Genomic DNA, 24,853 nt, shown 5'->3' with positions numbered 1-24,853 from the left:
CGCCGCAAGGCGCCGCCTGAGACGACGGTTCAGGCACCACCTGACCAAGTTTCCAAGACGGGCTCTGAGGCTCCAAGAGAAAAAGACCGTGAGCGCCCTGTCCCTCTCCTGCGAGGGCGCTCACCCTGGACGCACCAGCGGCCCTGTGGCGGGGTGTGTTTGATCGCGATGGTGCGAGTGGGCGGGATTCCCGGCGCCGGGAATCCCGCCCACTTTATTCGTGCCGGGGGCGAGGACGTCCCTTTTGGCCGGACGGGACCAGGCCGGTCAGCCGGTCTTTCGGGAGGGCGGTCCGGTCGGCGCGGAGTCGAGGACCTCGAACCGCATCCCCGCCTCGGTCAGGCGCCGGATCAGCGCTTCGCCCATCGCGGTCGCGGGGGTGACCTGGCCGCTGGTGGCGGGCAGGGTGTCGAAGGCGAGGCAGAGCGCGGACTCCGCGAGCATCTTGGAGGTCTCGTCGTAGCCGGGATCCCCGCCGCTGACCTCGGTGACGATCCGGCGGTCGTCCGCACAGCCGGCGAATCGGACCGTGAACCAGCTCCGTGCGCGCTGCTGCCTGCTCGGTCCGGAGCCCGGCTCGAACCACCGGAGCAGCCGCTTCCGTGCGGGCGGGATCTGCGCGAGCAGGGCCAGGGCACCGAGCGCGATCACACCCGCGACGGCGATCGGCAGGCGCTTGACCGCGGCGTAGTGCCCGTAGGTGAAGTCCGGGCCGTACTCCTCGGACGCGGCGGCCGACCTGGCGATCACCTGCGGGTCGATCGTGGGCAGGGGCAGCGCCCACGCGTGGGTGGAGCCACCGAGCCTTGCTCGGCCGGTGTGCGTTCTGATCCGCCGGCCGGGGGGTCGCGGTTCGGCGCGGCGCCGGGTGCGTGCGGTGCGCAGCATCGTCCGTCCGCGGGAGAAGGCGGTCAGAGCGCTGGCGTACGTGCCACCGGAGAAGCGGCCCCCGGCGCGCACGAACCCCTCCACGTGGACGGGGCCGCGCGTGGGCAGTTGCGAGACGGTGAACAGGGCACCGAGGTCGTGCGGGACGGAGTCGAACCCGCACGCGTGCACGATCCGGGCGCCGCTGCGGGTGGCGCGCTCGTGGTGGCGCAGGTACATCCGGTCGACGAACTCGGGTTCACCGGTGATGTCCGCGTAGTCGGTGCCCGCATCGGCGCAAGCCGCCACCAGCGGTTCCCCGTGGTGCAGGAAGGGGCCGACGGTCGTGAGCACGACCCGGGTGCTCTCGGCGAGCTCGCGCATCGACGCTGCATCGGCCGTGTCGGCGTGCAGCAGTGGCAGTTCCGCGCACGCCGGGTCGACCTCGGCGAGGCCGGCGCGTACGGCCCGGAGCTTGTCGGCGTTGCGCCCGGCCAGTGCCCAGCGGCATCCGGCAGGGGCGTGCCGCGCCAGATACTCCGCCGTGAGCCGTCCGGTGAATCCGGTCGCTCCGAAAACGACCACGTCGTACGTGCGTTCAGCCGCCACGGTCGTTCCTCCCGGAAGATCGTCGGTTCCGCACCGGCGCCGGGAACGGAGGCCGGTGTGCTTCACCTCATGCCTACCCGAAAGTAACCGTTACCGCAAGTAACATACTTTCGGAATGCCGCGTCACCGACTTTCTCCGGTAGCGGGGCTATGATCATCACATGCAGGAGCGACCGCAGTCGGTTCCCGTCCCCATCGACGATCCGGACGTCACGGATTTCGATTCGCAGGAGCTGCTCCTGAAGTACCTGGACTGGTACCGCGACGCCCTCTCGCGCAAGATCGCGGACCTGTCGGAGGAGCAGCTCCGCGCTCCGGTGGAGCCGCTGGGCTGGGCGCCGCTGGGCCTGGTCAGGCACCTGGGGTGGGTCGAGAGACGGTGGATGCGGTGGGGGTTCGCGGCCGAGGACGTTCTGCCCTGCCTGCCCGGGGGTGACGAAGTCGAGTGGAGCGTGGCCGGGGAGTCCACCAGCAGTGTGCTGGCCGCGTACTTCGACGAGGTCGAGCGATCGCGGTCCCTGGCGGCTCGTGCCGGCCTCGCCGACTCGGCCCGGCTCGGTGGCCGGTTCACCGAACCCGGGCAGGCGCCCTGTCTGGGGCAGATCCTTTTTCACCTGCTCCAGGAGTACGCGCGCCACGTCGGCCAGCTCGATGTCGCCCGGGAACTCATCGACGGCGTGACCGGGGAGTAGCCGAGGCGGCGAACCGCCGGTCGGCCGCCACCGCCGACTCAGCCGCGCAGGCGGGGCGCGAGGGCCTCGGCGGCAGGGGTGTCGGTGCGGAAGTCCAGCTCGTCGGCGAGGGCTTCCGCCTGGTTGACCAGTCCCGCGACGGCGATGCCGTGCGGCGGGGCATTCCAGTGGGGACGGATGTTGTCGGCTCCCCGCCGCAGCAGGGACTGGGCGCCCTTGGTGTTTCCGCGCGCGGCATGGGTGATCCCGACGGCCAGTTGCGCCAGGCCGCGCCACAGTGCCCGCTCGTGTGGGTCGGACGATTCCTTCCAGGCGTCCTCGAACACCTCGTGGGCGTGGAAGGGCTTGCCGTCGTCCAACAGCTGCTGAGCTTCCGACAGTGCCTGCTCGGGTGTGCGCGACACCCCCTCGGGCTGGCGCTCCACACCCGTGGCCTCGCGCGGCAACGGCCTGCCGAGTCCGTCCCGCGGCCGGGCGTTGCGGGCGCGCCCTTCCTCGTCCCGGTCCCGGCGCACACCAGCCGGAGCTCGTGTTCGCCCGGATTCGGTTTCCTGTTCGTGCTCGTCGCCCATGACCTCCAGTCTCCCACGTCGGCCGAGTACCTCCGCCGGACCACGAAGGCCTGGCGGCGAAATCGTCGACGCCCGAGTGGCATCCCGAAGCGAGCGAGTGAGCAATAGCTGGTGCTGCGGGAGGCGTGTCCTCGCCGCGCTCGGCTTTCCTCCTGCAGGACCGTGAGGTGGTCGTCGGTGGCGCCGTGTGCGGTGGAGAACGGGAGCGAATGGTCGAAGGTGACCAGGCGCCCGCCGTGAGCCACGGCCAGGGCCAGCAGGTAGACATCGGTGACCTGGCGGTGACCGTGCAGCCGCGAGCGGTCGACGAGGTGGGGGTCCAGCAGGCTGACCGTGCAGGCCCAGAACTCGTGATCGCTGTCCAACAGGGCCAGCAGCACGTTGACGTCGAGCAGGGCCCGCCTCACTCGGGTTCGTCCTCACGGAGCTGATCGATCAGCGCGTTCGACACGGCAGCTCCCCGGTGTGGCAGCGGCCGAAACCCGTGATGCCCGCTGCCCCACGTCTCGGTCGGATGTCCGGACCGGGTCAGTGCCTGACGGGCGAGTTCGGACAGCACCTGCCCGGCCGAGCGCTTCTCCCGACGAGCCCGTTCCTGCACCGCAGCCAGCACATCGTCGTCCAGACGCAGTGTAGTGCGCATGCATCTGATGCTGACGCATCAATCCGAGTTGTATACCCCCTTGTGGGCAGTTCACTCCCCCGGTCGATCGCTGGATACGTTGTGGCCGTGGGGTATGTGGAATCGGTGAACATCGCCAAGGTCCGGACCGGCGACTGGACCGGTCGCGTCGGCAGGACCGGCATCGACAAGCGTCCGGTGGACGGTCCGCTCGTTCTCGACGGGGCGGGAGTGGACGGCGAGACCGGCTCCGGTGTTCGCGGTGACACGGTCGCCGATACCGACCATCACGGCGGCGGGTACCAGGCGCTGTACGCCTTCGACGTCGAGGATCTGCGTTTCTGGTCCGCCGAGCTCGGCCGGGAGCTCGTGCCGGGCAATGCCGGCGAGAACCTGACCCTGTCCGGCTGCGACTCGAGCGAGGCGGTGATCGGGCAGCGGTGGCGCATCGGCACCGCGGTGCTGCGGGTGACCGGGCCGCGCATCCCGTGCACGGTGTTCGCCGGTTTCTGGGACATTCCCGGCCTCGTCAAACGCTTCACGGCGGCCGGTCGTCCCGGTGCCTACTTCGCGGTCGAGAAACGGGGCGAGATCCGTGCGGGCGACAGCGTGGAGATGCTGTCGCGGCCCGAGCACGGCGTGACCGTGGCCGACTACTTCGCGTTCCGCGCGCAGGGACGCGGAGAACTCGCCGAACACATCGCCGGTAGCCTGCCCGACCTGCCGAACAAGCTGGCCAAGCATGTCGTTCCGGCGCTCAACGGTCGGTGAGTTCGCGCCCGAGCACGAAGACGCGCAGCGGCGTTTCCATCCACCGGAACGGGGCGGTGAGCGTCCGGAAACCGTGCTTTCGGTAGAAACCGCGGGTCGGCCGGTTGCCGATGGCGCCGGTGCTGAGCACGATCCGGTGCTGCTCGATGTGTCGCACGGCCTCGTTGAGCAGCGCCGAGCCCAGACCGCGTCCCTGCGCCTCCGGATGCACGTGCAGTTCGGCGAGTTCGAAGGCATCCTCGAGCCAGTGCAGATTCTCCGCGGCCGCCAGGGCCGGGCGTACCTGGTTCGGCCACCAGTCGCGGCTGGCGGTGGGGAAACCGATCAGCACGCCGGTCAACCGGCCCTGCCGGTGAGCGGCGAGGGTAAGCAGACCGGGAAGTTCGGTGACTTCTCCGAGATACTGCCCGGCCAGCGCCCAGCCGGGCTGGTGTGCCGCGGCCATGGCGTCCTGGGCGAGCGTGGCGGTGTCCCACAGCCGCGCATCGAGATCGAACGGTGCGATGTCGACGTCCACGTTCTCCAGTCAACACCACAGCGGGGGGCTCGGGTCGTGCCGGATGCCGGCCTCCGCACCCGGTGGTCACCTGTTCGTGTCAGTGAGGTAGATCACCCTGTTGCATTCGGGCGGAAACGGTGAATGATTGGAGTACCAAAAGTTTGGGTTCCTAGATTCGGGTTCGAGGGATCGGCCCGGGGAACAGCAGGAGCGGTCTCGGCGAAGGGTGCGTTGCGATATGGCCAACGAGTTGGAGCACTTCATCGGCGGCAAGCGGGTAGCGGGCACGTCGGGGTCCTACGGTGACGTGTTCGATCCGAACACCGGCCGGGTCCAGGCTCGCGTACCACTGGCCTCGGACGAGGAGGTCCGCGCCGCCATCACCAACGCGGCCGAGGCACAGCGCGAGTGGGCGGCCTGGAACCCCCAGAAACGCGCCCGGGTTCTGATGAAGTTCCTGGAACTGTGCAACGCGGAGATGGACTCCCTGGCGCGGCTGCTGGCCTCCGAGCACGGCAAGACGGTCCCGGACGCCAAGGGCGACGTGCAGCGCGGCCTGGAGGTCGTGGAGTTCGCCACCGGGATCCCGCACCTGCTCAAGGGCGAGTACAGCGAGGGTGCGGGCACCGGCATCGACGTCTACTCGATGCGCCAGCCGCTGGGCGTCGTCGCGGGCATCACCCCGTTCAACTTCCCGGCGATGATCCCCCTGTGGAAGGCCGCCCCGGCCATCGCCTGCGGCAACGCGTTCGTGCTCAAGCCCTCCGAGCGCGACCCGTCCGTGCCGCTGCGGCTGGCCGAGCTGTTCATCGAGGCCGGCTTGCCCCCGGGCGTGCTCAATGTCGTCAACGGGGACAAGACCGCCGTCGACGCGGTGCTGACCGACCAGCGGATCGAGGCGGTCGGCTTCGTCGGTTCCTCGGACATCGCCGAGTACATCTACTCCACCGCCGCCGCGCACGGGAAGCGCGCGCAGTGCTTCGGCGGCGCGAAGAACCACATGATCATCATGCCCGACGCCGACCTCGACCAGGCGGTGGACGCGCTCATCGGTGCGGGCTACGGCTCGGCGGGTGAGCGGTGCATGGCGATCTCGGTGGCCGTGCCGGTCGGTGAACCCACCGCGAACGCGCTGGTGGAAAAGCTGACCGAACGGGTCAAGCAGCTCGAGATCGGCACCAGCTTCGACGAGTCCGCCGACTTCGGCCCGCTGGTCACCCGCGAGGCTCACCAGAAGGTGACCGACTACATCGGCGTCGGTGTCTCCGAGGGCGCCGAGCTCCTCGTCGATGGCCGCGGGTACCGCAAGGAGGGGCACGAGGACGGCTTCTTCATGGGCGGTTCGCTGTTCGACCACGTCACCACGGACATGCGGATCTACCGGGAGGAGATCTTCGGGCCGGTGCTGTCGGTGGTGCGCGCCGCCGACTACGAGGAAGCCCTGCGCCTGCCCAGCGAACACGAGTACGGCAACGGCGTGGCGATCTTCACCCGCGACGGTGATTCGGCCCGGGAATTCGCCGGACGGGTCGACACCGGCATGGTCGGCATCAACGTGCCGATTCCGGTGCCGATCGCCTACCACACCTTCGGCGGGTGGAAGCGTTCCGGACTCGGAGACCTCAACCAGCACGGGCCGGACTCCATCCGCTTCTACACCAAGACCAAGACGGTCACCTCGCGCTGGCCCTCCGGCCGGAAGGAAGGTGCCAGTTTCACCATCCCGACGATGGAGTGAGCTCCCGATCGGTCTGCCCGGGCAGCCGACTGCCCGCCAAGGTCGATCACTCGTGCGAAGAACCGCAGTAGGAGGGAAACCTCGGCGTCGAAACCCGGCGCCGAGGTGACGAGGAGGCACCGTGGCTGCGCCAACGACAGCGAGGCCGGAGACCCCACCGGCGTCACCGTTCTCGCTGAACGAGGATCAGCGGGCGATCCAGGAGACCGCGCGCGAGTTCGCCACCGAACGCATCGCCCCCCACGCGGTCCAGTGGGATCAGGACAAGCACTTCCCCGTGGACGTGCTGCGCGAGGCGGGCGAACTCGGTATCGGCGGCGTCTACATCGACGAACGATTCGGTGGTAGCGGGCTGAGCCGGTTCGACTCGGCGCTGATCTTCGAGGCCCTGGCCACCGGGTGCCCGACGATCTCCGCCTATATCTCCATCCACAACATGGTCGCCTGGATGATCGACGCCTACGGCGATGACGAGCAGCGGCAGCGATGGTTGCCGTCGCTGTGCTCGATGGAGCGGCTCGGCAGCTACTGCCTCACCGAACCCGAGGCGGGATCCGACGCGGGGGCGCTGCAGACCCGCGCCGTGCGCGACGGGGACCACTACGTGGTCAACGGAGTCAAGCAGTTCATCTCCGGTGCCGGTAGCTCCGGCGTGTACGTGGTGATGGTCCGCACCGGTCAAGAGGGCCCCAAGGGCATCTCCACACTCGTCGTCGACGGCGACAGCGAGGGGATCTCGTTCGGCCCCGAGGAACACAAGATGGGGTGGAACGCGCAACCCACTCGCCAGGTCGTGTTCTCCGACGTCCGGGTGCCGGTGGCCAACCGGCTCGGTGAGGAGGGCATCGGCTTCAGGATCGCCATGGCCGGGCTGGACGGCGGCAGGCTCAGCATCGGCGCCTGCTCTCTCGGCGGGGCGCAGGCGGCCCTGGACAAGAGCCTCGACTACGTGCGTGAGCGCAGCGCGTTCGGCGTGAAGATCGGCGAGTTCCAGACGTTGCAGTTCAAACTCGCCGACATGGCCACCGAACTGGAGGCGGCCAGGATGCTGCTGTGGCGAGCGGCGTCGGCGCTGGATGCCAAGGCATCGGACGCCACCCGGTTGTGTGCCATGGCCAAGCGGATGGCCACCGACAACGGATTCGCAGTGGCCAACGAAGCCCTTCAGATCCACGGTGGATACGGATACCTTGCCGAGTACGGACTGGAGAAGATCGTCCGCGACTTGCGGGTGCATCAAATCCTCGAAGGAACCAACGAGATCATGCGTTTGATCATTTCCCGTGGACTGCTGGAGCAACAATCATGACGTCGGAAGCCACCCGGGAGCAGGAGGTCCTGCTCGACGAGCAGGGCGCGTTGGGGCGCATCACCCTCAACCGCCCGAAGGCGCTCAACTCGCTGACGCTGGGCATGGTCCGCTCGGTCACGGCGGCACTGGAACGGTGGCGCCACGACGACCGGATCCACGCGGTCCTGATCGAGGGAGCAGGCGAGCGGGGACTGTGTGCGGGTGGTGACATCCGCGCCCTGTACGACGCCGCCAAGGCCGGGGACGAGTCGCTGCCGAGGAGTTTCTGGGCCGAGGAATATCGGATGAACGCGATGCTGGCGCGCTACCCCAAGCCGGTCGTGAGCATCATGGACGGCATCTGCATGGGTGGCGGCGTCGGCATCTCCGCGCACGGCTCGCACCGCGTGGTCACCGAACGCTCCAAGGTCGGCATGCCCGAGACCGGCATCGGCTTCTTCCCCGATGTCGGAGGGACGTACCTGCTCTCCCGCGCGCCCGGCGAGCTCGGCACGCACATGGCGCTGACCGGCGAGCCGGTGGGCGCGGGCGATGCCCTGTACTGCGGTCTGGCCGATCACCACGTCGACAGCGGCAACCTGGAGGAGCTGATCACCGCTCTGTCCACCGGTGCGGTCGACACGGTCCTGGAGAAGTACTCCGAGCCGGCTCCCGAGTCCCCGCTCGAGGCGCACCGGACGTGGATCGACGTCGCGTACTCGGCGGACACGGTCGAGGAGATCAGCAGGCGGCTCAGGCAGCGGCCGGAGGAAGCCGCGCACTCGGCCGCCGATGCCATCGAGACGAAATCTCCGACCTCGCTGAAGGTCACGTTGCGTTCGGTGCGGTCGGCTGCCGGGCTCACCTCGCTGGAACAAGTGCTCGACCAGGAATTCCGCGTGTCGCTGGCCTGCCTGTGGATCGGTGACTTCCTCGAGGGCGTGCGAGCGACCCTGGTGGACAAGGACCGCAATCCGATGTGGAACCCGCAGCATCTCGGCGAGGTCGAAGACGAGTTCGTCGCCGAGTTCTTCGCACCGCCGGCAGCAGGCGACCTCGGTCTGTCCGGCTGAGCGTCCGGCGACCGGGCAGGGATTTCGGCTCTCGAGGAAGGGAAACGAGCATGGCTGTCATCGGATTCATCGGGCTGGGACACATGGGCGGTCCGATGTCGACGAACCTGGTCAAGGCCGGTCACACGGTGAAGGGCTTCGACCTCTCCGCGGAGGCGCTGCAGGCCGCTGCCGATCACGGCGTCACGGTGGTCGACTCGGCCACCGAGGCCGCCACCGAGGTCGACGCGGTGATCACGATGCTGCCCGGCGGGCAGCACTTGCTGGACTGCTACGGCGACCTGCTCGCCGCGGTCTCGCCGGGCACGTTGCTGATCGACTCCTCCACGGTCGACGTCGCCGACGCCCGCAAGGCACACGAACTCGCCGCCGAAGCCGGGTTCGATTCCGTCGACGCTCCGGTGTCGGGTGGCACGGCCGGTGCCGAGGCGGGAACCCTGACGTTCATGGTGGGCGGCTCCGAGGACGCCTACCGGCGTGCCGAACCCATCCTGGAGCCGATGGCCCGCAAGGCCATCCACTGCGGCGGTGCGGGCAACGGGCAGGTCACGAAGATGTGCAACAACCTCATCCTCGGTGCCTCGATGATCGCGGTGGGTGAGGCGTTCGTGCTCGGAGAGCAGCTGGGCCTGTCGAACCAGGCGCTCTACGATGTCGCGTCGGTCTCCACCGGCCAGTGCTGGTCGCTGACCACCAATTGCCCCGTACCGGACATGGTCTCCACCAGCCGAGCCAATCACGGATACGAACCGGGCTTCGCGGCGGCACTCATGCTCAAAGACCTCAAGCTCGCGGTGTCGGCGGCGGAGCAGAGCGGCACCGACGCGGAAATCGGGCGCCTCGCCACCGAGGTCTACCAGCGGTTCAACGACGAGGGCGGCGGTGGCTACGACTTCGGCGCTGTCATCAATTCCATCCGGCAGCGCTCCGGCGACGCGAGCTGACACCGGCGCCGGGTGGTGTGGGGATCGAGCGGGCACGCACTCCCACGCCACCCGGCCCACGCCTGCCTGAGACAGGCGTACCCTGGCGCTCTGTGATGGAGTGGCTGATCGCATGGTGGGACGGCCTGGAGCTGTGGCTGGTGCAGCTGCCCTACCCGCTGCTGGTCACGCTGATGCTGGTGGTGTTGCTGCCACTGTGCTGGGGCGTGGCCCGGGTGCTCGACCGTGGCATCGACGAAGTGTCGGCCAGGGTGACCAGGGTGCGGGGCGCACAACCCCCGCCGGGCAGGCAGGACCCTCCCGGCGAGAGGCGCGATCCGCACGAGACCACGGCGAGGGATCACGGTGCTTGATCATGTCTGCGGTGGCGGAGCGATCCGCTTGCAGGGTGAGGAGGGGCCGGTGTGAGCTCGCGCAGACGCATCACGATCGCCCTCGTGGGGATGATCGTGCTGGTGATCGTCGGATGGCTCGCGCGCGGATCCGCTGATGGCGAGGTGGCCCGGGACACCGATGTCAGGGGCGCCGACCGGGGTCCCGTCCTCACCACCGATGCAGTACAGTCCCGGTCGCCCGAGTCGTTCATCATCGATGTTGATGGTTGATGCGCCATGTTCGCGACGGATTTACTGAAAAGGCGTGTGCGGAGAGAACCGGTGGGCGGACCGGAGCAGCCTTCCGCCACGGTGACTGCTCGCCAGGCCGTGGAGGAGGCCAGGGACCGCGGGGCCGTTCCGCACGTGTTGGACGGAGCGGAGCTGGTCAACAAGCGCACCGCGCTGTGCGGGATCGCCGCCGTGCTGTCCTTCCCCGAATGGGCGTGTCGGGATCTGGACGGCCTGTACGACTGCCTGACCGATCTGTCCTGGCTGTCCGAGGGCGAGCACGTGCTGGTCTGGACGGACCCACAGGTGCTGGCCGAGCACGATCCGAGAACCTATCGCAGCATCAGTGCGGTCCTGCGCGATGCCACCGATGACATGGCCTCCGACCGCGATTTCTCCGCCGTGCTCACCCGCGACTGATCCCCGGCTCGGACGACTCCGCGCTCACGACGCACCGTCGTGGTGATCGCGGAGACCGTTGAGCAGGGCGGCCGCCTCGTCGGCATCCGGCACGGTCACCGCGATCGGCCCCATCGAAAGCCTTGTGCGTTGCGGGTGCTTTCGCGAAGACGGAAGCAGTCAGCCCTGCTGCGGCACCCAGGAAGGATCGCGCTTCTCGGCGAAGGCGCGGATACCCTCCTGGCCTTCCTCGCCTGCGAAGTGCTTGGCCGACAGCGCGAGCATGTCGGCGAAGTCCTCCCTCATCGACGACGGGCGTGGCCGGCGGAGCATCTCCTTGGTCGCGGCCAGCGCCGTCGGGCCCCCGCGGGCCAGCATGCCGGTGTAGCGGGTGACTTCGGCGTCGAGGTCCTCGGCGGCGACCGCGGAGTTTAGCAGGCCGATGGACGCGGCACGCCCCGCGTCGAAGGTCTCGCCGGTCAGGAACAGCTCGTGGGCCTGCCGCGCGTGCAGGCGGGGCAGGACCGTGGTCGAGATCACGGCGGGGACCACGCCGATGCGTACCTCGCTGAAGGCGAACGTGGCGGAATCCGCGGCCACGGCGATGTCACCGGCCGCGACCAGTCCGATACCGCCCGCCCGTGCCGGCCCGGCCACCTTGACCACCACCGGCTTCGGGCTGGTCCAGATCCGCTCCAGGATCGCCGGGAGCTCGTTGACGCCCTGCGCCTCGGCATCGCCGGAGCGGGACTCCTTGAGGTCCATGCCCGAGCAGAACACCGTCCCGGTGTGGTCCAGTACGAGCACGCGCACCGCGTCGTCGTCGAGCGAGGCAGTCAGCGCGTCGCTCAGTTCCCGGCGCAGCTGCGCCGACAGCGCGTTGCGGTTGTGCGGTGAATCCAACGTGATGGTGGCCACTCCGTCTGCCACGGTGCGGTGCACGAGTTCGTCGCCCATGCCGGAGACCGTATCGGGTCGAGGCTGCAGAGGGCACGGTTACCGCGGCACGAATCCGGCGAAGAGGCCGAAAGATGCAATCGCATCCCGGGTGAAGACCGCACATAGTATGAGTCCACACCATCCATTGAGGTGACGATCATCACTCGTCCGAGTTATACGCTTCTTCCGAGAGCTCCGGTCAGACGGTGCTCCCGATTCGGAGGATGAACAATGGCGACAGCGGTATCCGGGCCGCACGAGGACGACCGGGCACCGCTGTCGGAAACGTATATCCACACGAGCTCCCGCACGCTCATCGGCCGGGACGCCGAGCTGCACACCATGACCGAGCTCGTGACCGCACCTCCCGCCGTACTGCTGCTCGAAGGCGAGGCCGGTGTGGGCAAGTCGCGGTTGGTCCGGGAACTGCTCGCACAGCCCGCCGTAGCGGTGCGGCGGGTGCTGGCGAGCTCGTGCCGCCCGCTGCGAGAACCGTTCCCCTACGGCCCCGTCCTGGAGGCGTTGCGCGCCGTCGGACCGGCGCTGAAGTCGGTGGAGCCGAGCCCGGTGACCGGTGTCCTGTGCCCGCTGCTTCCCGAACTCGCCCCGTACCTCCCCGAACGGCCGGGCGACCTCGGCGATCCCGCCGCCGAACGGCACAGGTTGTTTCGCGCGGTGCGCGCTCTGCTCGCCGCGGCCGGACCGGTACTCCTGGTCGTCGAGGACTTGCACTGGGCCGACGAGGGATCGCGCGACCTGCTGCGCTTCCTGGTGGATGCGCCGCTGCCGAATCTGTCGATCCTGTTGACCTACCGGCGCGAGGACCTCGACGGCAGGGTGCCTCTCGGGAGTGCTTACCGTCCGCCGGAGAACGCGGGCAGTGCGGTGATCCGGTTGGGAACGCTCGGCCGGGAACAGGTGGGCACTCTGGCGGCGGAGCTGGTCGGGCAGGAGTCGGTCTCGGCGGGTTTCGCCGACAAACTGCACGAGCGGACGGGCGGGATCCCGTTCGTCATCGAGGAGACACTGCGTGCGCTGCAGGATCCGGCGGGAGCGGTGCGGGCGGACGGGGTCACAGCGCGTCGGCTGCTGGCCGATCTCGAGGTGCCCGTGCTGCTGCGGGAAGCCATGGCCGAGCGGTTGGCAGCGCTGCCCGAGCCCGCCGTACGGGTGGTGCGGGCAGCGGCCGTGCTCAATGTCGCCGCCGGCACCTGCTTGCTGGGAACCGTCGCCGGGGTCGGAAGCAGCGTCAACGACGCCCTGGAGCATGCTCTGCGCAGCAGTGTGCTCCGAGAGACCGGGGACCGGCGCTACGGCTTTCGCCATGCACTCGCCCGGCAGGCCGTCTACGACACCTTGAGCGGTCCCCAGCGGGAGGAGCTGCACGCTCGCGCGGTGCACGCTCTCAGCCGTGCCGAACCGGTTCCCCTGGTGCAGCTCGCCGAGCACAGCAGGGCTGCCGGGCGAGTCGCCGACTGGCTGCACTACGGCGAGCAAGCCGCCGACCACGCGACCGAGGTCGGTGACACCGCCACGGCCACGGAGCTGCTGCGAGCTCTGCTGCGGGAATCCGCCCCGGGAAGCGATGACGTGGATCGGCTGGCGATCAAGTTCAGCGTGGCGGCGGTGGGCGGTACCACCCACCACGATGCTTCCACCGAACTCGACCATGTTCTGGCCGATCGACGACTGTCCGAAGTGGCCCGCGGAGAGGTGCGGCTCTGCCTCGGGCTGCTCCTGCTGCGGCAGGAGCGTGCTCTGGAAGCCGGGCGCGCCCAGATCGAACTCGCGATCACCGATCTTCGTGACCGCCCGGCGCGGGCCGCCGTCGGAATGGCCGTCCTGGCGCAGGCACACGTGGGCACGACACCGATCGCGGAGAGCAGGCGGTGGATGCGGCGGGCGGAGGACGTGATCGCGCGCTCCGGCAACGCCGAAGTCGTCACCGAGCTGCTCGGCAACGTCCTGCCCGCCCGGGTGCATCTCGGGGATCCACCGCGCGCGCGGCGGCATCTCGACCGGTTGCTCCGGGACCCCCGGTCGATGACCGAGCAGTGGCACGTGGTCAAGCTCCACGGCAACCTCGCCGATGCCTTCGGCTCGATCGGCCACCACACCCGGGCGCGCGAGTACCTCGCGAGCGCGCTGCGGACAGTGGGGGAGTCGGGCGGACTCCCGTACCTGGCCACCGCACTGCAGTGCACCGAGGTCCGGCTGGACTGGCTCACCGGCCACTGGGACGGTCTGGCCGAGCGCATTCGTGGCCTGCCTGCCGACTACGCCGATCTGCACCCGGTGGTGGTGGAACTGTCCCTGGTGCTGGGGTCGATCGCCGTGGCGCAGGGCGATTGGACCGAAGCCGAGACCCGGTTGCGGGCGGTCGGTGTCGAGGCTCCGGATGAATCGTTCGCTCCCGCGGTGACAGCGGCCACGGCAGCCCGCGCCCGGATGCATCTGGCCCGTGGCGAGCCGGAACGGGCCGTGGCTGACATCGACAACGGGCTGGCCGTCACCCGCAGCAAGGGCGTGTGGGTGTGGGCCGCCGGGCTCGTCCCCGTCGCGGTCGACGTCTACGGCCGCTGCGGCCGGATGGCCGATGCGGCCGAGGTGCTCGACGAGTTCACCGCCGCGGTTCGGGACCGGGATGCGCCGGTTGTCGGCCCGGCCGATTCGGCGTGCCGCGCGGCGATGCACGCCTCCCGCGGGGAACTCGACCGGGCTGCCGCGTGGTGGGACCGTGCGGCGGCCGGTTACCGGGCACTCCCGCAGTTCTACGACGCGGCACTGGCCGCCGAATGTGCCGCCGGTTGCCGTATCGGCCGAGATCCCGGCAAGGCGGAATCCGCGCTCGGTGCGGTGGCCGAGTCCTTCGACCGACTCGGTGCGACGAGGGACGCGGCCCGGTGCCGGCATCTGCTGCGCCGGTTGGGCACGCGGTCACCGTCGAACCGGGGCCGCCGTGGTTACGGCAACGAGCTCTCGCCCCGCGAGCAGGAGGTCACCCGTCTGCTGGAACGCGGGTGCACCAACCGGGAAATCGCCGAAGTGCTCTTCCTGTCGCGCCGCACCGTCGAGAACCACACGGCCAAGGTGCTGCGCAAGCTCGGCATGCGCTCCCGCAGCGAACTCGTGGCCCGGCCGCGGGACTGACGCGGGCCCCGGCGGTCGACCCACCGGAACGCACATCGGACATGCGGCAGCGAGCCGGGCGGTGCTTGCACACCGTTGCCGGCCCGCTGCCGCGTTCCTCGCCGTGCTCATCCGCGTTGCACGGGCATCGTCGGGCATCAGCTGAAGCAGTACGTCGATCCACCACCGAATGCGTAGCACCGGATCTGCGTGCTTGCCGAGCCGGTGGCCCCGGCGTCGTCGGTCACGGTCAGGGTGGCGGTGAAGCCGCCGCCGTCGGAGTAGCGGTGGGTCACCGTCTGCCCGTTCCCGGTGGCGCCGTCACCGAAGTCCCACGCGTAGTCGGTCACGGTGCCGTCGGAGTCACCGGAGCTGCTCGCGTCGAACGAGCAGGACCCGTAGTAGCAGCTCACGGTGAAGTCCGCCGAGGGGGCCGTGTTCCCCGGCTCACCCGGCGGTTCCTCACCGGTGTCACCGCCGACGTACAGCAGCTTGTTCGGCGAACCCGGTCCCGGATTGCCGACCTTGCCGGTGCCTGCGGTGCCGACCATCGTGTCGCGGACCTGCGCCGGGGTTGCCGAGGGGTTCGCCGACAGGATCAATGCCGCAGCGCCCGCCACGTGGGGAGCCGCCATCGAGGTCCCGCTGATGGTGTTGGTGTCGGTGTCGCTGCCGATCCAGGCGGAGGTGATGTTGCTGCCCGGAGCGTAGAGGTCGAGGCAGCTTCCGTAGTTCGAATAGCTCGCCTCGTCATCCTGGCGGTTGGTGGCACCGACGGTGATGGCTTCGGCCACCCGGGCCGGAGTGCTGTTGCAGGCGTCCGCGCTCGAGTTTCCCGCAGCCAGGGAATAGGTCACCCCGGACTCGATCGAGGTCCTGACCGCATCGTCGACCGCGCTGCTGGCCGGGCCGCCGAGGCTCATGTTCGCCACCGAGGGGCCGTCGGCGTTCTGCGTGATCCAGTCGATGCCGTCGATCACTCCGGAGTACGAGCCGGAACCCTGGCAGTCGAGAACCCGCACGCCGACCACGTCGACATCCTTGGCCACGCCGTACTGCTCGCCGCCGACGGTGCCGGCCACGTGGGTGCCGTGGCCGTTGCAGTCGTTGGCGGTGCTGTCACCGTCGACGAAGTCGTAGCCGCTGCTCGCCCGGCCCTCGAAGGTGTTGTGGCTGGTCCGGACACCGGTGTCGAGCACGTACGCCGTGACCCCGCTGCCCTCGTTCGGGTACGTGTAGGAACCGTCCAGGGGAAGATCCCGCTGATCGATCCGGTCCAGACCGTAGGACGGGGGGTTCTCCTGCGTGCCCACCGCGTGGACCCGCTGGTCCTGCTCGACGTACTTGACGCTCGGGTCGGTCGCCAACCGCTTGGCCTCGGACTCGCCTGCCGTGACCGAGAACCCGCGCAACGCGTGCTCGTAGGTGCGCTCGACCTGCGCGCTGTACTGGTCGGAGAGGTCCTGCGCGGCGGCCCGGACTCCACCGGGGCCGTTCGCGGCGGCGTCCTCGAGCACCACGATGTAGCGATCCTCGATGGAGGCTTTGCCGTTCGCGTGCAGGATCTTCCCCTCGTCGGTCTGTGCCGTGGCAGTACCGGCCAGTCCGAACGAGGTGACGACCGCAGCCCCGGCGAACAGGCCGGCGAGTCTGCGTGCCTTCCGTGCGTGTTGCATCGTTCCTCCTGAAGTAATACCGCCGGTGTGGCGGCCGGAACAGCCGCTGCCGGTGTGATCCGGTGGTGACCGGAAACACCGGCAAGCGACGTTCGGAAAGGATCGATCAGCAACTGCCGCGGAATAATCCGGGAAACGCTGAGTACGCGTACTCATTTTTCGAAAGCCCGTGGTCACACGGTTGTTTCCCGCGGAGAGGAGACCACGTTGGACGGAGCAGGCGGCAACGTGCCGAAAAGGCACTTGTTCTCCCCGCCGTGCATTCGGCGGCGGGGAGCCGCCCACCTACCGGGCCGACGGGGCGATACTCGGTGCCCGTCGGACGGTTGGCTCCTCGGCGATCTCCTGCCCGCGCCGGTCGTCGTCGGCCAGCAGTTCGCCGAGAACTTCCCGCAACTCCAGTGCCTGCACCCACTCCGCCGGGATCGCCTCCGCTCCCCGCCGCGCACCCAGCAGGCTGCCGCAGATCGTGGCCGTGGCCGCGCTGTTGCCGGAATGCGTCGCGGCCAGCGACACCGCGTCGGAGTAGGAGTTCGGGTGTGACAGGGCTGCCGCGACCGCGATGGCCAGCGCGGCGGGTGCGTCCCAGCCGGAGCCGAGCTCCTCGAGCGAGAGGGGCGCAACGGGGCCGTGCTCGGCGAGTGCCACGGCCCTGCGCAGGACGCGTGCCGTGACATCGCCGCCTTCGAAGGCGTCCAGTTCGGTCAGGACGATGTGCACGCTCTCGACGAGGCTTCGGCCTTGGGCCAGCGCGCCGACCATGCCCGCGAGGGCCCCTGCGGGCAGGTATCCGTCCGGACTTCCGTGCGTGATCACGCCGATCTCGACCCCGAGAGCCACGGCATGCGAGGGAGACTGCGCGTACAGCCCCACCACGGCACTGCGCGTGGTCGCTGCGGCACTGCGGGCCGTGTTCGGCGGGTGAGCCGTGGTGGGAAGGTCCTGGCGGCCGCTCCACCGGGCCAGCGCCACCATGCTCGGCTCGTCCGGGAATCGCTGAGTGCGCAGGAGTGCCGTTTCGCCGAGGGCGTTGACCGGCATCGACGGTTCGAAGGGAACTCCCTGCGTGCACAGCCAGTGCTCCAGGGCGCAGCGCACCATGCTCGCCCGGTGCGCTCCGACACCTTGGAGCTTGCTGCTGATGTTCGAGCGGATGAGCCCATCGAGCACGAAGGCGGCCTGCTGGGTGTAGGAGGTGACGGCACCGCGCCGACCGAAAGCCGCGGCGAGCTCGCGGACCCCGTCCGGGTGGAGCCGCTGGATCCCGTCGAGATCGGTCAGGATCCAGGGTGCCCCGAGCGCGTCCCCCACCGCGCCGCCGAGCAGGCATCCGGACAGGCGCTCACGGGGGGAAAGCTCGACCGGGGTCTCCGCCGGGAGCTGTGTGTGGTGTGGGGGTTCACCGGCTGCTTCGTCGGCGAGCCGGTCGGTGCCGAGTGTCTCGCTCAGGAACTCGTGCAGTTCCCGGGCGGATTCGGCCGGGGCATCGCCGTTGCCGCGGAACTTCCGCCACGCCGCCAGCAGTTGCCGTTCCTCTTCGGACAGTGCGCTGCCTGCTTCGTCGGGGTGGCTCTTCGTCTCGGTGGCCGGGAGTGCCACCGGGACGAATGCGGTGCTCGCCGTCGACGGCGACGGATCGCCGCTGTGCGGGGAATCGGCTCGCTCGGGGCCGTCTCCGCACGGGTAGTGTTCGAGCCATCCGGAGCCGGTCGGCGGATGCGGGCCGAATTCCTGTACCGCGTCCAGCGCGAGCTGCTCGATGACCTCGCACAGTTCGAGTTTCTCTCGCCACTTCCGGGGAATCGCGGTCGACGCGAGAGCCGCGCCCATGATGTTGCCGCAGATCGCGGCCGTGGAGTCGCTGTCACCGGAGTGGTTGGCGGCGAGCACGATCGCATCGGGGAACGAGTCCGGATGCGCCAACGCCGCATACACCGCGATCCCCAGCGCTTCCTCGCCGACCCAGCCGCCGCCGAGTTCGTTCTGGATGCGCTCGGCGCTCGGACTGCCCTGGGCGGCAAGCCCGCGTGCCCGGTGCAGGCACGCCGTGGTCTCGTGATGGTCCTCCCAGGTGGACAGTACGTCCAGCGCGCGGTCGACGGCCTCGGTCAGGGGACGACCTGCCAGCAGCTGCTGGACGATCACGGCGAGTGTGCCCGCGGGGAGGAAGCCGCTCGGATGTCCGTGGGTGAGCGCACCCGACAGTGCGCCCACCCGGAACACCTCGGAGGGCTCGTCGGACCACAGGCTCGCCGGGGCGGCGCGCATCACGCCACCACAGCCCTTGAAGTCGTTGAGCCGGTTGGCGAACGAACCCGCCCGGTTCCCGCCTGCGTAGTCGTGCAGCGCCTGCACGCAGGTCGTTCCGGGAGCGCGCCGGGCGAACAGGCCCGGTTGCCGGATCAGCCACCCGTCCGGTGGCCACTGCGCGATCGGGCCACCCGCGTCCTTCCAGTCGTACCCTTGCGTGTGCAGCCAGCGCTGGTAGGCGTGCTGGATCCGTGTGGCCGGGTCGGCCTCGCCGTCGCGGCGGCGTCGGATACTCGCTCGAATGAGCCCTTCCAACGTGAACAGGGTCATCTGCGTGTCGTCGCTGATCGAGCCGCCGGGACGGTGCGCGTCGACGAAATCGATCAGCCCTGCCCCGCCGTACTTCCGCCGGATCACCTCGATCGGCTCGAACTCGATGGCATAGCCCAGTGCGTCACCGACCGCACCGCCGAGCAGACACCCCAGGATTCGGGCGGGCCGGTCCGGGGAGGCGCCGTCCGCGTTCCGGGCAGGGACTGCCGTGATCGTCGAGCTCTCACGTGCCTGCTCTTCCTCGGCGCGGTCCGATGTGGCAGGAGAGGCACCTTCCCCGCCCTGCTCGGTCGGCGCGCTCGCCGGTTGCGGTGTGGACGGAAACGGCAGCTCCGCGGTGTCGCGGTCGGCGGGATACCGCTGCGCCCACTGTGGATCGGCCGGATACTCCGGGGGCAGGGGGCCGAATTCGAGCAGGGCGTCCCTGCCCAGCTTTTCGATGAGCTCGCGTTGCTGCAGGTCACCCAGCCACATGCCGGGCAGGGCCGCGAATCCGTACAGCGCTCCGACGAGATTGCCGCAGATCGCGCCGGTCGAGTCGCTGTCGCCGGAGTGGTTGACCGCCACCATGATGGCCGAGGCCGTGTTGTCCGTGCTCAGCGCCGCGCACACGGCGATCGCCAGTGCTTCGTCACCGGACCAGCCACCGCCCAGAGCGTCCTTGAGCCGCTCCGGTTTCGGTGTCCCCTGCTCGGCGAGGTCCACGGCGGACTGCAGCGCACGGTCGGTCTCGACGTGGCCGGCGTAGGTGACCAGCACCGACCGGGCCTGCCGGATCGATTCGGTCAGTGATTCGCCACGGAGCAGCCGGTGCACGAGGACGGCCAGAACTCCGGCGGGCAGGTAGTCGCTCGGGTTCGAGTCGGTCAGGGCGGCGGTGGCACTGGCGAGCTCGAAAACCTCCTTCGGCTCGTCGGACCACAGCGCCACCGGCGCGGCGCGAACGACCCCGCCACAGGAGCGGGAATCGTGGAGGGCATGGTCGAAGGTGCCCGGCCCGGATCCGGCGGCGAACTCCCGCAGGGCGGCAATGCCACTGCTGCCGGGTGAGCGCACGTTGAACAGGCTGCGCTGTTCGATCAGCCAGCCATCGGGCTCCGGATGCGTGTCCAGGAACGGCCCCGCCGCTTGCTGCCAGGCGGGGCCCTGCGTGTGCAGCCAGCGCTGGTAGGCGAGTTGCACCGCGGGCAGTGGTGTTCCGGCCACTGCGGTACGCACCGCGATGTGGCCGCGAATGAGCCCCTCGAGGGTGAACAGGGCCATCTGGGTGTCATCGGTGAACTCGCCCGGCTGGTCTCCGTCGCGGTCGTAGTCGGTGACCCCCTGCTTGCCGTAGCGGCTGCGAATCCGGTCCACGGGATGGAACTCGACCGCGGCTCCCAGCGCGTCACCGATCGCACCGGCGAGCAGAGCGCCGAGGAATCGTTGCCCGAAGTCGGAGTCGGCGTGCTCGCTCGTCGACTGGTCGCGGGGGGCCGCGGTGGCCGGGCCCGCCGTGTCGGGCGGGGTGGCTTCCGGTGCTGCGGTGTTCGATGCCGCGCCCGGGGCGGGAATGTTCGTGCGTGTCGGCTCGTCGGCAGGTGGTGCGGAGAGCGGTACGGAGGGTGCCTGGTGTGGCACCGAGCCCACTGCCCGGACCAGGTCCTCGCCCGGGACCCTGGCTTTGACCTGGCTGGCCGGGTTGATCTGCACGTCGATCCCGGTGAGCTGGTGTTCGGCCAGGTGCCTGCCGGTCATGCGTTGCCAGGTGGTCCAGTTCGTCGGCAGGTGGACGTCCGAGGTGAACACTTGCAGCTGCCGCCGCCCGGACTCGTGTTCCAGGGTGAACAGCCCGCTGCCCTGGGGCTGGGCGAACAGGATCAGTTCGGCCTCCAGCAGCGCCGACAGCAGCGTCTCCCCCTGGGCGTATCCCGTCGTGGTCAGTTGCAGGGCGCGCTCGACGTCGTTGGCCGGTGCGGGCAGCCGCAGTGCCACCGGTGAGGGCCGGTAGTGCGGGTTCGGCGAGAAGTCATCGGTGAGCACACCCTGCGCGTCGACCCGGTAGCCGCCGATGAAGCCCCAGGACGGCACCTCGGTACCGGGATCGGTGAAGATCGGATCGACCACGTACAGCCACGAGTTGGGTTGCCGGGCTGCTTGCTCCCGCATGGCCGGCGTGATGGTCGGTCGGCTCGATTGCTGGGTGTCCATCGTGTGCTTGTTCCCCCGATTCCTGTCCGGCCTCGATGGTCGCGCGCCTTCCGGGAGTAATCGCCGATGGCCGGTTGCCTTCCGACACGGTGTGGTTGCCGTTCGACGCATGCGCACTGCGATCGGCTCCCGATGCCTGCGCTCGCGTCGTACTGTCTCATGATCCCGTGGAGTGAAACCGGGAGTGTGTTGAAATCGTTTTGTGACCGGGTGAAACGGGAGTTTTGTCCGTTGCGCGCCGCCGAAGGACACCGTCGCCGACTACGAGCTCAGTGCCGGCGCCTTCCACCGTTGTTCGCCGCGCTGGGGATGGAGGATCAGAGACCTGTTGTCGAGGGCATCCTCGCAGGGAGGAACACGTCCGCTCGCGAAGTGATTCGCACCGTGCTCGCATCCCTGGACGTCGATGCCTACCTCCGCGCAGCCGGCCTCGGTGGTGATGATCTGACGGCCATCCGCGCCAGGCTTCTCGGTCCGATCGCATGACGATTTCGGTACGAACAACTCGACCATCGAACGGAAGCTGAGCGGTGCGCGCACCGCTCACTGCGCCCGGGAGTAGTGCTCGGGACGGGCTGCGGCGGTCAGGGCGTCGGTGTAGCGCTGCAGGACGAGGTCGGCGAGGCCGGGGTCGTCGGCCATGGGATCGGCCAGTACCGGGTCTCCGGTCTGCTCGCGGGCCTGCTCGATGATGCGGTCCGGCAGCAGGCCGGGAGCGAGGAACCAGGATCCGACGGCGAAGCGGCGCGCGCCCCGGGCACGCAGGGCCGCCACCGCGGCGGGCACATCGGGGTCGGCGGCTGCGGCGAAGGCCGCGACCACCCCCGCCCACGAGGTGTGCTCCTGCCAGCGTGCCGCCACGTCGGCGACGAGCCGGTTGGCGGGAGCATGCGAAGATCCCGCGCCCGCCAGGACGACGCCGAGCTCCGGGTCGCCCGGATCCGCCCCGGCCTGCGACAGCCGTCGCCACGCGGCCTCGACCAGATGCCGATCCGGGCCGAGGACGTCGGCGGTGTGCACCCGGAACCTCGGGTACTGCTGCTCGGCCTCGGACACGGCGGCGGGCACGTCCACGCGAGCGTGAAAAGCCCGTCCCAGCAGCAGTGGCACGACGACGGCTTCCTCGTGGCCGTCGCCGTGCACCGCACTGAGCACGTCACCCAACCGTGGGGCCGACAGATCCAGGAAAGCGGTGCGCACGTCCAGGTCCGGACGCATCGAGCGCACCACGTCCATCAGAGCGTGGATCGTGCCCGCCGAGCGCGGGTCCCGGCTGCCGTGCGCCACCGCCACCAGAGGAATGGTCATCCGGGAGGCTCCGCGTCACTGCGCCACGGCCGACGCGAGAGGTCCCAGGGGGGTCCCGACCAGACCGGCGCCGAGAGTGGTGCCCTCGGACGGATCGATGAGCAGGAACGATCCGGTGCGCTTGTCGTCGGCGTAGTCGTCCACCGGCAGTGGCTCCGCCGTCCGCAGCCGGATCCGACCGATCTCGTTGAGCTGCAGGGCGTCCGGCGTGTCGACATGGGACAGCTCTTGCTCGTCGAACCGTGCGGACAGCTCGGTCAGCATGGCCTGGACGGTGCGGGCGCCGTGCTTGACCAGCACGCGCGTGCCCGGCTGCAGAGGCTTCTCGGCCAGCCAGCACACCGTCGCGTCGAGCTCGTCGGTCACCCGAGGTGTCGTTTCGGCCGTGGCGAGGATGTCACCACGGGAGATGTCCAGGTCGTCCTCGAGAAGGACGGTCACCGAACGACCCGCTGCGGCCCGTGCCACCGAACCATCCGGTGTGTCCACTTTCGACACCCGGCTGCGGGCTCCCGCGGGGAGGACGACGACCTCGTCGCCTTCCGCAACCACGCCGGCGGAAATCTGGCCCGCATAACCGCGGTAGTCCGGGTGGTCGGCGGTGCGGGGACGGATGACGTACTGCACCGGCATCCGGAACGGTGCGTCGTGCGGGTCCGGGGCGACCGGCACGGTCTCCAGGTGCTCCAGCAGTGCCGGACCCGAGTACCACGGAGTTCGCTCGGACCGCTCGACGACGTTGTCGCCGTGCAGCGCCGAGACCGGAATGGTCACCACCGCGTCGTCGGTGTAGCCGAGTGCGCGGGCGTGCTCGGTGAACTCCTCCGAGATCCGGGTGTACACCGACTCGTCGAAGTCCACCATGTCGATCTTGTTGACCGCCAGCACCAGGCGCGGCACTCCCAGCAGTGCCAGTACCGCCGCGTGCCTGCGGGTCTGCTCCAGCACACCCTTGCGCGCGTCGACCAGCAGCACCGCGAGCTGTGCGGTGGAGGCGCCGGTGACGGTGTTGCGGGTGTACTGCACGTGTCCCGGGGTGTCGGCGAGCACGAACGTCCGCTTCGGGGTGGCGAAGTAGCGGTAGGCGACATCGATGGTGATGCCCTGCTCGCGCTCGGCGCGCAGCCCGTCCACCAGCAGCGACAGGTCCGGGGTGCTCATTCCCCGGTCCGCGCTGGCTCGGTGCACCGCATCCAGCTGGTCGGCCAGCACCGACTTGGTGTCGTGCAGCAGCCGCCCGACCAGCGTGCTCTTGCCGTCGTCCACGGATCCCGCGGTGGCCAGCCGCAGCAGGTCGGTGTGCACCGGCAGCGTCACCTGCGCGCCGCTGTCCGGAGCGGTGCGGGTGAGGGTCTCGGTCTCGTCGGTCATGTCAGAAGTAACCCTCCCGCTTGCGGTCCTCCATCGCGGCCTCCGACATCCGGTCATCGGCCCTGGTCGCGCCGCGCTCGGTGAGCCGGCTGGCGGCGACCTCCGCGATCACATCGTCCACTGTGTACGCTTCGGACTCCACCGCTCCGGTGCACGATCCGTCTCCGATGGTGCGGTAACGCACGATCTTCTCCTCGACGGGCTCACCCTCGGCAGGCCCGCCCCACGGTCCGGCGGTCAGCCACATGCCGTCGCGGGAGTACACCTCGCGGCGATGCGCGTAGTACAGGTGCGACAGCTCGATCTTCTCCCGCTGGATGTAGCGCCACACGTCCAGTTCGGTCCAGTTGGACAGCGGGAACACCCGCATGTGCTCGCCCGCACGGTGCTTGCCGTTGTAGAGGTTCCACAGCTCCGGGCGCTGTCGCCGCGGGTCCCACTGGCCGAAGGCGTTGCGCAGGCTGAAGATCCGCTCCTTGGCGCGGGCGCGTTCCTCGTCCCGACGGCCACCGCCGAACACCGCGTCGAAACGGTTGTCGCCGATGGCATCGAGCAGTGGTGTGGTCTGCAGCGGGTTGCGGGTGCCGTCGGGACGCTCGGTCAACCGGCCGTCGTCGATGTAGTCCTGCACCCTGGCCACCACCAGGCGCAGGTTGTGGCGGGCGACCAGGTCGTCGCGGAACTGCAGGACCTCGTCGAAGTTGTGACCGGTGTCCACATGCAACAGCGGGAACGGCACCGGGGCGGGCCGGAACGCCTTCAGCGCCAAGTGCACCAGCACCGTGGAGTCCTTGCCGCCCGAGAACAGGATCACCGGGCGGTCGAACTCCCCGGCGACCTCCCGGAAGATGTGGATCGCCTCGGACTCCAGTGCATCCAGGTTGTCGGCCTGCGGTGGGATCTCCGAAAGCGCCGCCTCCCCGGAAAGCTCGGCAAGTCGATCCGTGGGTGTGTCAATGGTCATTACGTCCCCTT

Annotated in this window: 20 protein-coding genes and 1 pseudogene; 10 read left to right on the top strand and 11 right to left on the bottom strand. The window is 69.4% G+C overall.

From position 1 onward, the window contains the following. Positions 1-267: 267 nt before the first annotated feature. Complete coding sequence (locus tag DFQ14_RS15715; protein WP_114454071.1) at positions 268-1,476, bottom strand: saccharopine dehydrogenase family protein; 1,209 nt, start codon at positions 1,474-1,476, stop codon at positions 268-270. 161 nt (positions 1,477-1,637) lie between these two features. Here DFQ14_RS15715 and DFQ14_RS15710 point away from each other — a divergent pair, with 161 nt between their 5' ends. Then, positions 1,638-2,168 carry a DinB family protein gene (locus DFQ14_RS15710; protein ID WP_114454041.1) on the top strand — a complete coding sequence of 177 codons (531 nt, stop codon included), beginning with the start codon at positions 1,638-1,640 and terminating at the stop codon, positions 2,166-2,168. 38 nt (positions 2,169-2,206) lie between these two features. Here DFQ14_RS15710 and DFQ14_RS15705 read toward each other — a convergent pair whose 3' ends face one another. The 3 genes and pseudogenes from DFQ14_RS15705 to DFQ14_RS15695 form a co-directional block, all read right to left on the bottom strand. Beyond that, the gene (locus DFQ14_RS15705; protein ID WP_114454040.1) at positions 2,207-2,740 is read right to left on the bottom strand and encodes a DUF309 domain-containing protein; all 534 of its coding nucleotides are present in this window, start codon (positions 2,738-2,740) and stop codon (positions 2,207-2,209) included. 155 nt (positions 2,741-2,895) lie between these two features. Then, positions 2,896-3,093 (bottom strand): annotated as a pseudogene (locus tag DFQ14_RS15700) (VapC toxin family PIN domain ribonuclease); the annotation flags it as partial. Positions 3,094-3,143: 50 nt separating this feature from the next. Then, positions 3,144-3,383 (bottom strand): ribbon-helix-helix domain-containing protein, encoded by a 240-nt coding sequence (locus DFQ14_RS15695; RefSeq protein ID WP_114454039.1) that lies wholly within the window; start codon positions 3,381-3,383, stop codon positions 3,144-3,146. 87 nt (positions 3,384-3,470) lie between these two features. Here DFQ14_RS15695 and DFQ14_RS15690 point away from each other — a divergent pair, with 87 nt between their 5' ends. Beyond that, positions 3,471-4,133: an MOSC domain-containing protein gene (locus DFQ14_RS15690; protein WP_246195694.1), complete on the top strand. Its 663-nt coding sequence runs from the start codon at positions 3,471-3,473 to the stop codon at positions 4,131-4,133. Here DFQ14_RS15690 and DFQ14_RS15685 read toward each other — a convergent pair. After that, the gene (locus DFQ14_RS15685; RefSeq protein WP_114454038.1) at positions 4,120-4,650 is read right to left on the bottom strand and encodes a GNAT family N-acetyltransferase; all 531 of its coding nucleotides are present in this window, start codon (positions 4,648-4,650) and stop codon (positions 4,120-4,122) included. The genes DFQ14_RS15690 and DFQ14_RS15685 overlap by 14 nt on opposite strands. A 220-nt stretch (positions 4,651-4,870) precedes the next feature. On the opposite strand from DFQ14_RS15685, the gene DFQ14_RS15680 reads away from it, so the two are divergent. From DFQ14_RS15680 to DFQ14_RS15650, 7 genes are all read left to right on the top strand, one after another. After that, on the top strand, positions 4,871-6,370 hold the full coding sequence (locus DFQ14_RS15680; protein WP_114454037.1) for a CoA-acylating methylmalonate-semialdehyde dehydrogenase: 1,500 nt from the start codon (positions 4,871-4,873) through the stop codon (positions 6,368-6,370). 121 nt (positions 6,371-6,491) lie between these two features. Further along, on the top strand, positions 6,492-7,679 hold the full coding sequence (locus tag DFQ14_RS15675) for an isobutyryl-CoA dehydrogenase (RefSeq protein WP_114454036.1): 1,188 nt from the start codon (positions 6,492-6,494) through the stop codon (positions 7,677-7,679). Next, entirely contained in the window at positions 7,676-8,734 is a 1,059-nt protein-coding gene (locus DFQ14_RS15670) for an enoyl-CoA hydratase/isomerase family protein (RefSeq protein WP_114454035.1), read from the top strand. The genes DFQ14_RS15675 and DFQ14_RS15670 overlap by 4 nt, the downstream gene beginning before the upstream one ends. A gap of 50 nt (positions 8,735-8,784) precedes the next feature. Beyond that, positions 8,785-9,678, top strand: a complete 894-nt coding sequence (mmsB, locus tag DFQ14_RS15665) for a 3-hydroxyisobutyrate dehydrogenase (RefSeq protein WP_114454034.1) — start codon at positions 8,785-8,787, stop codon at positions 9,676-9,678. Positions 9,679-9,773: 95 nt separating this feature from the next. After that, positions 9,774-10,031, top strand: a complete 258-nt coding sequence (locus tag DFQ14_RS15660; RefSeq protein ID WP_246195695.1) for a hypothetical protein — start codon at positions 9,774-9,776, stop codon at positions 10,029-10,031. A gap of 51 nt (positions 10,032-10,082) precedes the next feature. Then, a complete protein-coding gene (locus DFQ14_RS15655; RefSeq protein WP_114454032.1) occupies positions 10,083-10,283 on the top strand; it encodes a hypothetical protein in 201 nt (66 codons plus the stop codon). A gap of 51 nt (positions 10,284-10,334) precedes the next feature. Further along, on the top strand, positions 10,335-10,703 hold the full coding sequence (locus DFQ14_RS15650; protein WP_246195696.1) for a barstar family protein: 369 nt from the start codon (positions 10,335-10,337) through the stop codon (positions 10,701-10,703). Positions 10,704-10,862: 159 nt separating this feature from the next. Here DFQ14_RS15650 and DFQ14_RS15645 read toward each other — a convergent pair whose 3' ends face one another. Next, on the bottom strand, positions 10,863-11,639 hold the full coding sequence (locus DFQ14_RS15645) for an enoyl-CoA hydratase-related protein (protein WP_114454030.1): 777 nt from the start codon (positions 11,637-11,639) through the stop codon (positions 10,863-10,865). Positions 11,640-11,852: 213 nt separating this feature from the next. On the opposite strand from DFQ14_RS15645, the gene DFQ14_RS15640 reads away from it, so the two are divergent. Next, the gene (locus tag DFQ14_RS15640) at positions 11,853-14,771 is read left to right on the top strand and encodes an ATP-binding protein (RefSeq protein WP_114454029.1); all 2,919 of its coding nucleotides are present in this window, start codon (positions 11,853-11,855) and stop codon (positions 14,769-14,771) included. Between the two features lie 137 nt (positions 14,772-14,908). Here the strand turns inward: DFQ14_RS15640 and DFQ14_RS15635 are convergent, their stop codons facing one another. The 5 genes from DFQ14_RS15635 to cysD form a co-directional block, all read right to left on the bottom strand. Continuing rightward, positions 14,909-16,426 (bottom strand): S8 family serine peptidase, encoded by a 1,518-nt coding sequence (locus tag DFQ14_RS15635; protein WP_114454028.1) that lies wholly within the window; start codon positions 16,424-16,426, stop codon positions 14,909-14,911. 285 nt (positions 16,427-16,711) lie between these two features. After that, the gene (locus tag DFQ14_RS15630) at positions 16,712-21,199 is read right to left on the bottom strand and encodes a type VII secretion system-associated protein (RefSeq protein ID WP_114454027.1); all 4,488 of its coding nucleotides are present in this window, start codon (positions 21,197-21,199) and stop codon (positions 16,712-16,714) included. 543 nt (positions 21,200-21,742) lie between these two features. Further along, entirely contained in the window at positions 21,743-22,507 is a 765-nt protein-coding gene (locus DFQ14_RS15620; protein ID WP_114454025.1) for a sirohydrochlorin chelatase, read from the bottom strand. Between the two features lie 15 nt (positions 22,508-22,522). Beyond that, on the bottom strand, positions 22,523-23,878 hold the full coding sequence (locus DFQ14_RS15615; protein WP_114454024.1) for a sulfate adenylyltransferase subunit 1: 1,356 nt from the start codon (positions 23,876-23,878) through the stop codon (positions 22,523-22,525). 1 nt (position 23,879) lies between these two features. Further along, positions 23,880-24,842 (bottom strand): sulfate adenylyltransferase subunit CysD, encoded by a 963-nt coding sequence (cysD, locus tag DFQ14_RS15610; protein WP_246195697.1) that lies wholly within the window; start codon positions 24,840-24,842, stop codon positions 23,880-23,882. Between the last annotated feature and the right edge of the window lie 11 nt (positions 24,843-24,853).

The sequence above is a fragment of the Halopolyspora algeriensis genome (assembly GCF_003337235.1).
Classification (GTDB): domain Bacteria; phylum Actinomycetota; class Actinomycetes; order Mycobacteriales; family Pseudonocardiaceae; genus Haloactinomyces; species Haloactinomyces algeriensis.
This window is presented reverse-complemented; position numbering and strand designations above follow the sequence as displayed.